This is a genomic window from Leptospira perdikensis, assembly GCF_004769575.1.
GTDB classification, from domain to species: Bacteria; Spirochaetota; Leptospiria; order Leptospirales; family Leptospiraceae; genus Leptospira_A; species Leptospira_A perdikensis.
The window spans coordinates 57,898-71,831 of sequence record NZ_RQGA01000001.1 but is presented as its reverse complement, the minus strand read 5'-3'; the positions used below and the strand labels follow the sequence as shown (position 1 = coordinate 71,831).

10 protein-coding genes are annotated in these 13,934 nt (G+C 40.5%); 2 read left to right on the top strand and 8 right to left on the bottom strand.

Annotated elements, in window-relative coordinates:
- Nucleotides 1-21 precede the first annotated feature (21 nt).
- The 5 genes from EHQ49_RS00330 to EHQ49_RS00310 all read right to left on the bottom strand — a co-directional run bounded on the left by EHQ49_RS00330 (nt 22) and on the right by EHQ49_RS00310 (nt 6,343).
- Entirely contained in the window at nt 22-1,563 is a 1,542-nt protein-coding gene (locus tag EHQ49_RS00330; protein WP_135575204.1) for a TolC family protein, read from the bottom strand.
- A gap of 59 nt (nt 1,564-1,622) precedes the next feature.
- Nucleotides 1,623-2,513, bottom strand: coding sequence for a succinate--CoA ligase subunit alpha (gene sucD / locus EHQ49_RS00325; RefSeq protein WP_135575202.1), 891 nt, complete (start codon nt 2,511-2,513; stop codon nt 1,623-1,625).
- 9 nt (nt 2,514-2,522) lie between these two features.
- Nucleotides 2,523-3,692, bottom strand: a complete 1,170-nt coding sequence (gene sucC / locus EHQ49_RS00320) for an ADP-forming succinate--CoA ligase subunit beta (protein ID WP_135575200.1) — start codon at nt 3,690-3,692, stop codon at nt 2,523-2,525.
- Between the two features lie 164 nt (nt 3,693-3,856).
- Nucleotides 3,857-4,987, bottom strand: coding sequence for a sensor histidine kinase (locus tag EHQ49_RS00315; protein ID WP_135575199.1), 1,131 nt, complete (start codon nt 4,985-4,987; stop codon nt 3,857-3,859).
- Nucleotides 4,988-5,068: 81 nt separating this feature from the next.
- A complete protein-coding gene (locus EHQ49_RS00310) occupies nt 5,069-6,343 on the bottom strand; it encodes an NHL repeat-containing protein (protein ID WP_135575197.1) in 1,275 nt (424 codons plus the stop codon).
- Between the two features lie 463 nt (nt 6,344-6,806).
- Between EHQ49_RS00310 and EHQ49_RS00305 the strand changes: the two genes are divergently transcribed.
- Nucleotides 6,807-8,516: a hypothetical protein gene (locus EHQ49_RS00305; protein WP_135575195.1), complete on the top strand. Its 1,710-nt coding sequence runs from the start codon at nt 6,807-6,809 to the stop codon at nt 8,514-8,516.
- A gap of 3 nt (nt 8,517-8,519) precedes the next feature.
- Here the strand turns inward: EHQ49_RS00305 and EHQ49_RS00300 are convergent, their stop codons facing one another.
- Genes EHQ49_RS00300 through EHQ49_RS00290 form a run of 3 tightly spaced genes read right to left on the bottom strand, consistent with a single transcriptional unit; the run spans nt 8,520 to nt 13,017 of the window.
- Nucleotides 8,520-9,215 carry a hypothetical protein gene (locus EHQ49_RS00300; protein ID WP_135575193.1) on the bottom strand — a complete coding sequence of 232 codons (696 nt, stop codon included), beginning with the start codon at nt 9,213-9,215 and terminating at the stop codon, nt 8,520-8,522.
- A gap of 47 nt (nt 9,216-9,262) precedes the next feature.
- Nucleotides 9,263-10,669 carry an Lcl C-terminal domain-containing protein gene (locus tag EHQ49_RS00295; protein WP_135575191.1) on the bottom strand — a complete coding sequence of 469 codons (1,407 nt, stop codon included), beginning with the start codon at nt 10,667-10,669 and terminating at the stop codon, nt 9,263-9,265.
- A gap of 47 nt (nt 10,670-10,716) precedes the next feature.
- The gene (locus EHQ49_RS00290; RefSeq protein WP_135575189.1) at nt 10,717-13,017 is read right to left on the bottom strand and encodes a PP2C family protein-serine/threonine phosphatase; all 2,301 of its coding nucleotides are present in this window, start codon (nt 13,015-13,017) and stop codon (nt 10,717-10,719) included.
- Nucleotides 13,018-13,154: 137 nt separating this feature from the next.
- On the opposite strand from EHQ49_RS00290, the gene EHQ49_RS00285 reads away from it, so the two are divergent.
- On the top strand, nt 13,155-13,913 hold the full coding sequence (locus EHQ49_RS00285) for an SDR family NAD(P)-dependent oxidoreductase (protein ID WP_135575187.1): 759 nt from the start codon (nt 13,155-13,157) through the stop codon (nt 13,911-13,913).
- Nucleotides 13,914-13,934: the final 21 nt, after the last annotated feature.

Genomic DNA, 13,934 nt, shown 5'->3' with positions numbered 1-13,934 from the left:
AAAGATTCTCCCGTTTTTGGATTAGAGATTTTCAGGTAGGAGTTTGGACCTGTCCACTCCGTATTCTTCAAACAAAGCATTCTTAGCCACATAATATCTATGTAAATTGATGTTGTAATCAACTTTAGCACGAACAAGTGACAATTGGTCTTGCACATGAGTGTCCAAAGCGTTTTTGACTGCTAGTGCATTGAACCGTCCTTGTTGGAACGATCGTAAAACCCCATTGTAATACTTTTTAGATTCTTCTTCTGTTCGTTTTGCATTTTCCATCACTTGGAAAGATGCTTTTAGAATATCGATTCTTGTTTTGACATCATCAGAGACTGCTTTTGTAAGATCAGCTTCCTCTAAAGAAACTTGGCGTTTTTGGATTTCCGCATCACGGATTCCTGCCTTCACACCTTTGTCCATAATTGGGTAACTTAGGTCAAGGGAACCTTGCATCACAGGGTATTGGTAAGAAAAAACTCCCGCACCTTTGTCTGCATAATTGTTTTGAGGGCTGATGGTATTTTGTGCTTGGTAACCATAAGTTCCCGCTGCTTTCAGAGAGGGAAGTGCTTCGTTTTTCGCAGTTCTCATTGAGAGTTCTGCATTTTCTTTTTTACGAACAATGGCTTTAAAGTCAGCTCTATGTTTGTAAGCATAGTCGATATCCGCTTGGTAATCGAGTTTTGTAGGAAGGGTTTCCGAAAGAGGAGTTGTTTTTTGGAAAACGGTATCTTCTGGTAGGTTTAAAGAACGAATGAGTTTTCTTCGTGCTTCTTCTTTTTCTGCAACGGCCTGAGCCATCTGTCCTTCCACTTGGGAGAGAAGGGCATTCCATTGGTTGACTTCAAAACTTTCAGAAAGTCCGAGTCCTTGTTTACGAATGGTTAGGTCGCGAACATTTTTTGTGTTTTTTAAAAGTTGTTCGAATGTTTGGTGCCCAGATTCTTTTACAGAGTAATTCCAATAGTCAACAAGAGTGGCAACCACTTTGCTTGCGACTTGGTCTTCCATTTGCTCTCGCATGATTTCTGTCTGGTTTTCCAGGATTTTTTCCATATTCCTTTCGTTAGCACCAAAGGCATTTTTTAGTAAATCCTGGGCTATGGTTACAGAAAGGGTATCTGTATATAATGGAGGAAGTCCAAGAGCTGTAAACCCAGCTGGGGTTTGATTTGGATTTTCAAAAGCATTCGAGTCAAAACGTTGTGACTTCGCTTCTAATTTGAAGTAAGTTCCAGTTGTGAATAGTTTTTCTAAACCAGCACTGTAAGTCGTGGTTTGGGTTTTGGTTCCCGTGAAGATATTGTTTTGGTTAAATGGGAATTTTTTTTGATCCAATTCCGCTTTGGATAAAGCGCGCCAAGAATACTTTCCCTCAAACTTCATGAGGTTCGAGTCTGCTTTTGCGAGCTCCAGGCGGGCCTGCATGACCTCGCGATTGTTTTCAATGGCATACTTGACTGCGTCTTGTAAGCTAAGTGTAAATCCCTTATCTCCAGATTCCGCAGCCAAAAGGCCCACGGAAACGAGGAGAATCAATGTACTTGAAACCCATGAACGTTGTTCCATACTCTTAATTCAGACTCCTCATTCCCCTTGAATAGCTGTTTTTTTTTTAAAGCTGGCCCTTATTTTTTAAGGGCAGCCTTCATTTTATCACCAACTTCGCCAATATGCGCGCAAATGCTGACACCAGCATCTTGCATTGCAGCAATTTTAGAAGTGGCAGTTCCCATTCCCCCGGAAATGATCGCACCGGCATGGCCCATACGTTTTCCAGGAGGAGCTGTTTGTCCTGCAATGAAACCAACTACTGGTTTTTTGACATGAGCTTTGATGTAAGCCGCAGCTTCTTCTTCCGAAGTTCCACCAATCTCACCAATCATTACAATTCCTTCTGTGTCTGGATCTTCATTGAGAAGACGAACCGCTTCTACGTGGTTCATACCAGGAACTGGATCTCCCCCGATTCCAATACAAGTGGACTGGCCAAGGCCTGCCGCAGTGAGAGATGCAACCGATTCGTAAGTCAAAGTTCCGGATCGAGAAACGATTCCGATTTTTCCCGGAGTGTGGATGAAACCTGGCATAATTCCCATTTTTACTTTGTGAAGAGGGTTGATGACACCTGGGCAGTTTGGTCCTACGAGTTTCGTTTTGGAATTACGAAGTACACTATATACTTTTAGCATATCGTGAGTTGGGATTCCTTCTGTGATACAAACCACAAGTGGGATCTCCGCAAAGATTCCTTCCAAAATGGCATCTGCTGCAAATGGAGGTGGAACAAAAATCACGGCAGCGTTTGCACCATCTTGGATCATTGCATCTTTGATTGTGTTACGAACCGGAGCTGTTTTTCCAAACTCGGAAGTCCAGATTTGTCCACCTTTGCCTGGAGTCACACCAGCAACTACTTTTGTACCATATTCTAACATTTGAGTCGCATGAAAGGATCCTTCCTTACCGGTGATCCCTTGGACGACTACTCTTGTGTTTGCATCAACTAATACAGTCATGTTTAATTCCTATTTTTTGATTAGGGAGACGATTTTGTCTGCCGCGTCACGGAGTCCTTCCACTCCCACAATGTTCATACCGGATTCGTTCAGGATTTTTTTTCCTTCTTCCGCATTGGTTCCTTTCAAACGAACCACTACTGGAACGGATACGTTTACCTTTTTTGTTGCTTCGATAATACCAACTGCAACTCGGTCACAACGAACGATTCCACCAAACACGTTTACAAAGATTCCTTTTACGTTTGGATCTGAGAGGATGAGTCTAAAACCATTTTCTACTGTAGTAGGGTTCGCTCCACCTCCGACGTCCAAAAAGTTTGCAGGTTCTGCACCAGCGAGCTTAACGATGTCCATAGTTGCCATCGCAAGACCGGCACCATTTACCATACAACCGATGTTTCCATCTAACTTAACGTAGTTGAGGTTGTATTCTTTTGCTTTTACTTCATACGGATCTTCTTCGGAAATATCACGAAGAGCTTCGTTTTCTGGATGGCGGTAAAGAGCGTTTTCATCCAGGTCCATCTTGCAGTCACCTGCTACGATTTCGTTTTGTTTGGTCAGGATGAGGGGGTTGATCTCGAGGAGCGCCGCATCCTCTTTTATGTATGCATTGTAAACTGAGTTCACTAGAGCCGTGAAGGACTTTTGTGCTTCAGCCGGGATTCCTAGAGCAAATGCGAGTTCACGCACTTGAGAACCTTGGATACCGATACCTGGATCAATTTGAATTTTGATGATTTTTTCTGGGTGAGTCTCTGCAACTTCTTCGATTTCCATTCCACCTTCGGTAGAAGCCATAATGATGGTTTTGCGGAAAGCACGATCGAGTAGGATGGAAAGGTAGTATTCCTTTGCGATTTCAAGACCTTGTTCCAAATAAATTTTCAGAACTTTTTTTCCTTCTTCACCGGTTTGAGGGGTGATGAGTTGCATTCCGAGAATTCTCTCAGCTGCCGCTTTGGCGTCTTCTTTGGTTTTGGCAACTTTGACACCGCCACCTTTTCCTCGTCCACCAGCGTGGATTTGGGCTTTTACCACCACTACGGGTGATTTTTGGACAACTTCGCTATATGCCTTTTCGAAATCACCGACTATGTCGATGACCTTTCCGAAGGGAACGTTGGCATTGTGTCTACGTAGGATTTCTTTGGCCTGGTATTCGTGGACTTTCATGGATTTCCTTATGTCATTGGTACGTCCGTTGGGCATGCCGACGGATCACTAGGGTAAGCCTCAGGGGTTGGGGGAGATTGTCAAGACCGAATGGAAGGTTCTAACGGTTCAAACTCTGACAACAGGAGGCTTTCTTCATTGTACAGAAAAAGAACAATTGGGAACTAGATAGAGAAGGAGTCTTCGGAACTGTCAGGAAGTAAGACGGTAAACACGGATCCTTTTCCCTCCGTGCTTTGAACGGTAATGGTTCCTCCGAGGACCTCTACTTGGGATTTTGTAATAAAAAGTCCAATACCCCTTGCATCTTCGTTTTTATGAAAGGTTTTAAACATACCAAAGATTTTTTCGCCATGTTTTTCCAAATTGATTCCGAGACCATTGTCCTCCACTGTCAGTGTCACTTGGTTTTCTATTTTTTTCGCCGTGACACGAAGGAAAGCACCCGTTTTTAAACGTACATACTTCACTGCATTGGAGATTAGGTTGAGTAGAATACTTTCTAAATATACAGGAATGATTGTCAGTTTTAAGTTTTTTTCTATTTCTAAAAATACTTGAATGTTTCTTGATTCGATAAACCCACTCAGGATGTTTAAAGTTTTTTGAACTTCACCTTCCAAACAACAAACCTCCACAGGTTTGTTTAACATCTGTCCGATGGAAACAATATCGTTTAAATGGATGATTGTTTCGTTCAGTTTATCCGCAGAAGTATGTAACATATGCATGATACTTTTTTTTTCTTCGTCGGTAGGATTTTCTTCTAATAAACTAACGAGAGATTTAAAGTTAGTCGAATGTTGGCGCATGTTATGGGAAACTATATAGGCAAAGTTTTGTAAGCGGCTGTTCTGAAGTCCTGTAAAATGTAACATCTTGTCCGTGTTTTGTGAGGACTCAACTTCATCTGTGATATCCTCTAAAAGAAAAGAAAACTGATTAGAGGATAGATCTGAGGTTTGGAGTGAAAAGATTTTTTTACTATCTAATTGTCTGTTCGAAATTGTGCCACCGTTGATTACAATACGAGACGATTTCCCCTCTTGGAGTGAAGAGAGGATTTGGCGGAAAAAACCGTCTTCTTTGATTGTTGGAAACAAGTCCTGTAGGGTGGGAGGATGATCCATTTGGGTTTTCTCATCGACAAGTGCGTCCGCAAGTTGGTTTTTGTAGATGAGTTTACTATCTAGGCTGAGTTCATTTATCGGAGACTGGAAGACAAAAACGGCAAAGGGGAGTTGGTTTGCAAATTGAACAAAGGTCGCAGGTAGTTTAGGGGTTAGAGAATCCATTAAACGTTGAATCTTACTCGGAGTAGAACTCCTGCTCCCTATTTGACGATAAAAATTTCTAAATTATGTCAGTTGGTTTGTTTATAATTTGTTCCAATAGGGAGAAAGACGGAGGGAATTGCAGAATTTTCCAATTGAATTTGTATGAATGAGATCGAACCTGTTGGCTCCATGTGGCGCTAAGTAAATATCTCCATCAGCACTGAGTGCACCGCCACGATAGGCAGTTGTGCCACCTGGATTTGCAAAAAGGGTAGAAATGGTATTATCTTTCGTATCAATTGAAATGAAGTTGTTATAAGCAAAAGGAACTGGATAGATCTTACCATTTGGTGCTAATACAGCCCCATTGAACATAGCAGATCCTGCAGAAGGGATATTAGAAAGTGGTACAATTTGCCCTGATGCCGTATCTAAATAAATGGGCGGTAAGTTGTTAAATGGAATCATGTAAATCCTGCCATTGGGGGTTAGAATCCCTGCGATATAGCCATTACCTCCTGATAACACAAATACATGGGGATGTGTTGTCACAGAATCATTATTGGTATCTAGAATGTACATAGTGGTTGTTGTGAATGGAATGAAATAAATTTTACCATCTGGCGTTAGGACGGCAGAAGAAAAACCTCCTGAGGTCGGTGAAGCAACAGATCCAAGAGTTTTGTTTATTGTATCATAATAACGAATGATTGTTTGGCTACTGGGTACAAAATAAATTTTACCGTTAGGCGCATATATGGCTCCGTTATAGGCAGCGCCTCCCATTGACTGATTTCCAACTGTTTTTTGTTGGTTCACATTTGTGGTATCAATGGAAAGAAAATTGTTGGATTGGTGAGGTGAAAGATAGATGATTCCTGATGGTCCAAGAGAGCCCCCGATGAATTCGACCGCGCCACCTGCTGAACCTGCGTTTGCATAAGTTTTGGTAAAAGGATTAATTGATAAAAACATCGTAGAGTCATAAGGCAGAAAATAGATCTGTCCATTGGGTGCATTGAGAGCCCCTTGAAAGGCTGTTGTACTATTTCCTGTTACTGTACCGACTGTAGCTAAGTTATACTGTGATATGGATTCGTTTGCACCGGATCCAAGTGCGAATTGTGTTTCCATCTCAGTTTTGACTTGCGCCCAATTTTCAGCCAAATGGGTTTCTTCGTAGGAAAGTTCACAGGCTGGTAGTTTGGCGGATAGATTGTACCCGCATTGGTTACTTTTATCCTTTGTAACAAGTCTGTAAAAAATGTTGGGTAGAAAAATAGAATCTTCTAAGTCACAAGCATTATCTGCTTTGGGTTCCGCACAAGAAAACATTAAGGAAAAAACAAAACACGAAAAAAGAAAACGGTTCATAAAGGTTTAAGTAAGCATGGTATGGAAAACGAGACTGCAGAAGCAAGCGAGAAAGATATTTTGCAATAATACGGTAAAATCCGTAGCGAAAACCGGGGGGTTACATTTTTACCAATCAGTCCTTATGAATGAATCACGAACCAATTGGTAAAAAAATTATTTTAGTACAACTTGTGTTCATTCCTTTCGAAACAGACACAAGTTGCTTCTCAATTAAGGTACTTCCGAACAGAAGATACCCACGTACCGATCGCTTTTTAAGACTATTACCATACAAATAAGGCCGGGACTTGTGGGTTTCATGAATGTGTCTATCAATAGCGATTGTTATGTTTTTTTAATTTCTGTCTAGTTTACCATCTGAACTTGGTTCGAAATAAACTTGAAAATAATCATATTCTTAGGTTTCGCAATTGACCCATTCCCAAAACGATTTCTAATGAACCGTCCTTAAGTAGGTGCAGTGATGTATATTTATGTTTTGTTTGGTTTTCTACTGTTCTCTTTTGGCGGGCTTGCTGCAAAAGAGGTAAAGGATTCGGACGCAAAAGCCCGGTTTGGTTATGAATTTAAATTTCCGGATTCTGCTCCCCAAACGTATTTAGAATGGGAATCGATGGAGGTTCCGACTGATAGGGACTTTCGTTTGCCGGAGAAGACACCGGTCGGTGAGTCTACAGCTCCTGACGGCGGTAGGCTTATGGTCCAATCGGCGAAGAATTACCAATGGGAACTAAACAATGGTTCTGTATTTATACAAAGGGATGGGGATTGGGAGTGGAAAAATAACACACATACTGTCCGTTCGGCGAAGGGTTCTCATGCCTTATGGGAATCTTTTTATTCCGTCCAGTTCCCCGACGGATCCACGGTCACAAAACACAAAATTCCTAAAACTAATTCTTTCCAATACAGTTATAAAAGAAAGAACCGCGGTGGTAGTTTTATCTACTTTGATATGGTTCACCCCAAAGATTGGGGAATGGAAAAAACACAAATTGGTGTTTTTGATATTACTTACTCACCTAATTGGAATATGGTGGTTGAATCATTGCGTGAAAACAATCGGATCTCTGAGTTTTTAAAATATAACGAAGAACAATTTGGGTTTCATACCGAACGAATCAAAGTAGTCCTTCATGAATCAAAAGAAAAATTTTGGATTTATGCCGGAAAGGATTCGCAAACAAAAGAAGATTGTACTGGGTTCTCCAATGGTAGTTTTTTTACACTCTGTCCCCTGATGGGAATCATTCTAGAATCAAAAGGAAATCCCATTTATGATTCCTTCTTAAAAAAGAATTATGACCTACGTGCTTGGAAACATGACACTCTCCACTACATTCAATCCCAGCGGTGTGAACAGTTGGGTGGGTCATCCTCAGGTTTAACGGAACCTTGGTTTTTGGAAGGTATTGCCGAGTTAGCAGTCATCCAAACAGATCCGGAACATAAAGCCAATACATATGAAAGGTTTTTTCAAAAGTTTCTCCGTAAACGCACTTCTCTGAAAGAGGGAAACAATCCGAAACTTCCAGATTACCGTTTGGTTGGAACCATGTTTTTGGAATACCTCTCTCTTGTTTACGGAAACGAGAAGATCCGTACATTTTATGAAGAGACTTGTTTTGGAAAATCGACAGACTCTTCCTTTGAAATGGTATTTGGCCTTTCTATGGAAAAAGCAACAACAGAGATGTATGATTATTTTCAGAAAAATCAATCGGGATTCGAAAACCAATTCATTGTTTGGCGGATGATTGGAAAACCGAAACTACAAAAGAAAATAAGAGAACTTCCGAATCATTGTGATTCGACATCTGTCGTCGTCCCGAAAGATCCGGCAGCGATCATTGAGTTCGCAGACATTCCTTGTATGATGAGAAACCAAGTGTATGATTTTTCAGGGTTAAGTGGCTTGTATGAGGGTGGATTTGTTGGATCTTCTAACAAAGATCAGATGGAATCTGTTTTTCTTTTGAAGTCAGCTGCTTATCAAATTCAATCGGAAGGACAAACTTGGACCATTGGTGAAGACGAAGAACAGTGGGACCGAGGCGGAGTTCGTATTGTGAACTGGAGGGGAAGCGGAGACCGCCAAATGATTTTTCCCAATAAAAAAAGAGTCCATTGTTTTTTTCAGTCTAAAACTTGTTCCAAACCGTATGAATAAAAACTAATTTTGCTGGGAGTAGGTTGGAACCTGGGTGCGGTTCAGTATTTTTTTACCAGATGTTGTCATATTGGGAAAAAAATTGGGATCGCGGTTTGGATCTGTGAGTAGAAGTTTCACATCTCTAATTTTTTCATAACATTCTTTCATAAAGAGTTGGTGCCCACAACCAAGCAGGTGGTATCCTTCGTGAATGAGAGTTGATTTGGGACTTGTAAATAGAATCTGAATGGTGGATTGGTATTTAGCTTTGATATACCCTCTGGTATTGGACCTTCCTTCTACCGCACCTTGGACTTCTAGTTTTAAACCCACTCCGACAAAGATTCCAAGGGTTAGGACTTCAAAGGCAATGTCTCCCCAAGTCCTTCCTTTTAGATACAAAAGACGATCACATTCTTTTGTTAGGGGTAAAGTCATTAAATAACTGAGAATATCTGTTCCCCAAAACCCTGGTCTTTCCATTTCCTCCAACACCAAAACCTCGGCTTTTAGGTTGTAAAGGGAAAGTTCTTCATTCCAAGCAACAAACAAATTTTGAATTTCTTCTTGGGTAATGTTTGGTTCATGAAGAATACAAACACGAAAACTCGCAGGTTCACCAAATGACATCCCTTCCCGAATTTTTGTTTCATGGAATCCTATTGTTGTACATTGAAAAACAAGTAGGAGTAGAAGATAAGGAATCGTTTTTAACATTTGAGAAGAGAGTTCTATTTTCTTTTGGTTCGTTTTCTCGACAAACTTTAAAAATCAGAAACACAACGAGTGCGGTTGGTTGTATTGTTGGATTTTAGATCGGGGCCACCACTAGAGCTTCCGAAATGGACGATAAAAGCTTCCCCAAGAGCTAATAGTCTTGTTGTCGATGTCCAATAATTGGAGGAAGCCGTATTCGGATAGTAAATAGGATCAAAACCGGGAGTCCCGAGGGTAAAGTAAAAGTCGAGAAGACTGCGTAGTTCATTTGCATTCGGCAAACGCCAAGTTTTGCCCGCAAGACTTAAGGATTGGCAATAACTTATGGCACTGGCCCAAGTGGTGATAAGATCTGTTCCTCCGGTGCAGGTTGTTAGGTTCGTTTGACCGGCAGTACACCTTTGCCAGACAAGCGAAGTATCCAAATCAAGGATAGTTCCATCCCCATTGTTAATGAATCGTTTGGCACTTGTCGGAGGGGAATTGGAGACACAACGCAATCGGTGTCCGTCACCCACATTACCGGCGCCTATCGAAGATTCAATAAAAGTTGGGTAGAAAGTATTGGTTGCATTGGTAGAGTAAGTATTCGTTTTATAATTAAAACTATCTGAGGCAGGAAAATAAGTTTGGTTGATGGACGGATTGGATAGGGAGTAATCAAAGGTACTTAAGTATTCTTCTATTTCCGGGACTCTCCAATCGGTACGATTGGCAAATCCAGATCCAACATTAAGACTTGTACAGTCGGCTTGTGCTGTGGAAAGAGAAAAGTTGATTGTTCCAACTGTAGAACATCCACCTCCCGTTTTTCCTCTTTGGCAACTGGTCCAGACAAGGCCGGTATTTAGGTCGGTTGTAATGTCTACACCTGCGACTGTATTTGGGCCAAGGAAACTTTGGGAAAGGCCTCTTTGTAAATGACCATCTTGTCCGGGAATGCTCGTGCAGGTGGGATCTAGTGCATTGGCCCCATCATAACAAGTTGTGATGTTGGTTTTTATGGGTAATTTTCCCATCCAACCTGGTTTGTAAGTACAACTAGCACTCCCTTTGGTGTTGTTTGCCGTAATCGTATAGGACTGCCTATTTGCCTTCCAGCCGGAATAACTTCCTTGGAGGGAATTGGAAAAAGGAGAAAAGGAGATTCCTTGGGGAAGCGGGGGTGAGGAAGAAAAACTCAAACGTGTTCCGTCCGTTTCAAACCCTTCCAGAAAAAAACTTCCGTTCACCTTGGGAATGATCGGGGGACAAATTAAAAAGGTAGGAGGATCTACTTTTAAGACAACTCCGCAATGGGGTGTCTCATCAAAGTTAATATACCGAACGATCAAACTTTCGAGGTAATCCTCTGATTTGGGATCACAGAGGTTATTAAACTTTGACCTTTGACAAAAAAATGACAAAGATAGAACCAGAAAAATACAGATTGTTCTTATGGTTCTTGATTCCATGAAAACTCGAAAGGGAAGGATGATCCTTCCTCCAATTCCTTAGGGATTTAATCAAGAACTTTCTTTCGTAAGTCTTCAATCTGTGTTTTGAAACTTTCTACACGTTTGGAATCAGCGGTGAGGAAAGAAGCCAGTCCCAAAGTTTTTTCAGCCTTAGGCAAATTGCCTACTAATAGATACAGTTGTACAAGTCGTAACAGATTGGATAAGTGGCCTGGGTTTCTAAGCCGGATCCTCTCCCCCATATCAATGGCTTTTCCGTATTCTTTTGTTTGTTTGTATGTAAAGGATGCCAAATAAATGAGATCGGTATCTCCAGGAAATTCTTCTATGTAGGCATTGAATTTTTCAGAAGCCTGCGTGTAGTCTTTCATTCGAACCAAAAGCCGAAGAAGGGCCCTTAGAATTTCTTGGTTTTCTGGATTGATTTTATTTGCTTCAATTAAATTTTCTTTTGCTTCTTCCAATAGATTTTCTTTTATATTGGATCTTGCCTTTCGCATCAGTTCATAGGATTCTTTTCTGATCGATCTTGGAGGGAGGGATTGGTGTTCCTTGAAAGAAATCCGCATCAAACTCAAATCATCGGTGAGCTCCCCAGTTTCTAAAATGGAATGGTAAATTGATTTTAGATCTCCTTTCCCAGATTCTACATGATGTAAAAATAATTCTTCGTCATGGTTGATTTTTCTTAAATCGGCCCCAGTTACAAATTCGATATCATCCCGACCATCAGAACCCAAAACCAAAATATCACCGGGTTGCAGTTGTAAAGTTGCTATTTCCAAAGCGTTTTCTTTTACGGGAGTACCCAATTTTCGAAGTTCCGAATTGTTTTTGATGAATTCCGCTTTTTCGTTTCGAAATAGAACAGACCATGGATGTTCTGCATTTACATAATAAACGAGACCTGTTTCGTCATCAATAAGACCCATAACCATAGAAACTAACATGGAGCAGTCGAAACTTTCAAAAATATGATGAAGTTCCTGATAGGCATTTTTGATCCATCTTTCTGCATAAAGAAGTTTAACTGACTGGACGGCAAGAGAACGTTCTAAAATGGACTGAACGGCCGCTCCCAGTACAAGAACCCCACCGGCCCCTTGTAAGGATTTCCCCATAGCATCCGCATTGAGAAAGAATGTGTATTCTTTGCCACGTAGGGAAACTGTTCGTGTGATACAAATATCTCCCCCAATTTCATTTTCTCTTCCATGAAAGGTAAAGGTTTTCTTTTGTTTGATAAAAAAATCTGTTTTTACATTGGTTCCAAGGGTTTTATTTAAACTGAGAGGTTTGATGAGTAAAGAGGTTAGGAAATAATCTCCGTCTTGTTGTTTTTTTAGATGTTCTACCGTTTCCAAACTGTTTCTTAGTTCCGAGGTTTTTGCTTCAACTAATTCTTGTAAGTTCTCGCGGATCCTTCCGACTTCTCTCGTTGCTTTTTCAAAATTTTCTGCGAACTGAATGAATTCTTTATCAATAGAAAGAATGGGAAGGGCACCTCGACCGCCACTCGCCAAACTATTTGCGGATTCATTGATTTGTTCTAAAGTTAAATTGATCGATTGGAAAAACATAAATATTAAAATCACTGCTTCAAAAAAAGTCATTGTGATGAAGGCGGAAATTTTAACAAGGCTTGCATTTTCAAAAGATATAAATACGGCAAGAACACTGAGTGATAACAAAATAAGGATCAGTAAAAAAATAAATTTACCTTTAAGGCTCATGATCCCGTGGTTTTTATGGATGGTTACATCTCGATAGGCTAGAATTTTTTTGATCTCTACTCGTTTGGCTCCCGTAAAATAATCGGAGATAATATAAGAAAATCCTCCATAAACAAAAACAGCAGCAAGCCAACCGATAAAAATCAGAGCCAATTCATAAAACGGGTGTTTGTAAATGATATGAGTGATGGATACAGAAATAAAAACTAAGGAGGCATAACGCAAAGCCGCGAACATGTTCTCTTTTGGAAAATCAATGATAGAATTTAAGATACTTTCCAATTCCAAAATATCTTTGTGCCGGATGGTTTCGTTCGGTCTTAGAGTTTTGTTTAGTTTTTTGGTATCGGGCCGAAGGCCTTGGTATCCTAAAGGGGCAAGGACTCCAAACTCGACACTGTGCCCAAGGGCAGCAAATAAAGTAGCAATGACAAAAACCAAAACGACTTCTGGGTGGTTCACGGCAGTGAAGTCAGGGATGAGTGCAGATCCGAAAAAGTAAGCATAAAAAGCCCCAAAAAAAGCACCCAAAAGAGAGAAAAAGACGATCGCAAAGCTATAGGAAATGTATTTGTAGAAGAATTTGAAAATACGATCAAAAAAGATACTCATACGGATTCCTCAAGGAAAACAAAAGTTAGTGATAAAAATCACTTAGTAAAGATTTTTTATAGAATTGTTATAAAAAAGTTAGATGTCTTATTAAAAAGAACTTTATTCGGAATCTCTCCTGTATAGGTTTCAGCCATATGGAACTAAAAAACAAAAGAATCGTGATTACCGGAGCAGGCTCTGGAATCGGCAAAGAGACCGTTTTGCAAGTGTTAAAGCATGAAGGTGTAAAAGTTCTCGCCTGCGATTTGAATGAAAAAAACATTCTTGTCCATCCCAATGTGATTCCTTACAAATGCGACGTATCCAAAAAGGAAAATTTGGATAAATTATTGAAAGATGCGGATAAAAAATTGGGTGGAATCGATATATTTTATGCCAACGCTGGTTTTGCTTACTATGAGGTGGTTCCGAGTGCTGACTGGGATCGAATCGATCGTATCTTCAGTACCAATGTATTTTCGCCTTTGTATTGTTTGATTGCACTAAATCTTACTCGAAAATCTCCGTTTTTATTCATTGTTACAGCATCGGCTATGAGCCACCTAGCGCTTCCCGGATATGCTCAGTACTCTTCTACAAAAGCTGCTGTACGTTCGTTTATCGATGCCTACCGGTATGAATTAAAACCGGGAAATCAAGTGATGGTGGTGTATCCGATTGCCACAAGAACGAAGTTCTTTGATGCTGCCGGAAAAAAAGTCCCGGTTCCTTTTCCGAGTCAATCTCCCGAAACCGTCGCAAAGAAAGTGGTAAGGGGAATCGAGTCTGGTGCCAAAGAAGTGTATCCATCCTTACTCTTTCGTTTTATCCAAGTGCTCGACAGGTTTTTGTTTTTTATTCTACCGGTGTATCAAAAAATCGAAGCAAAAAAATTGGAATCCTTGAAAAAGTAAGTCTACAAGGGAGTGGATTCT

Bases quoted from the DNA above. Each gene is read 5' to 3' on its own strand.
- EHQ49_RS00290 (WP_135575189.1), bottom strand. From the start codon at position 13,017: ATGAGTATCTTTTTTGATCGTATTTTCAAATTCTTCTACAAATACATT.
- EHQ49_RS00330 (WP_135575204.1), bottom strand. From the start codon at position 1,563: ATGGAACAACGTTCATGGGTTTCAAGTACATTGATTCTCCTCGTTTCC.
- EHQ49_RS00295 (WP_135575191.1), bottom strand. From the start codon at position 10,669: ATGGAATCAAGAACCATAAGAACAATCTGTATTTTTCTGGTTCTATCT.
- EHQ49_RS00300 (WP_135575193.1), bottom strand. From the start codon at position 9,215: ATGTTAAAAACGATTCCTTATCTTCTACTCCTACTTGTTTTTCAATGT.
- EHQ49_RS00285 (WP_135575187.1), top strand. From the start codon at position 13,155: ATGGAACTAAAAAACAAAAGAATCGTGATTACCGGAGCAGGCTCTGGA.
- sucD (WP_135575202.1), bottom strand. From the start codon at position 2,513: ATGACTGTATTAGTTGATGCAAACACAAGAGTAGTCGTCCAAGGGATC.
- EHQ49_RS00310 (WP_135575197.1), bottom strand. From the start codon at position 6,343: ATGAACCGTTTTCTTTTTTCGTGTTTTGTTTTTTCCTTAATGTTTTCT.
- EHQ49_RS00315 (WP_135575199.1), bottom strand. From the start codon at position 4,987: ATGGATTCTCTAACCCCTAAACTACCTGCGACCTTTGTTCAATTTGCA.
- sucC (WP_135575200.1), bottom strand. From the start codon at position 3,692: ATGAAAGTCCACGAATACCAGGCCAAAGAAATCCTACGTAGACACAAT.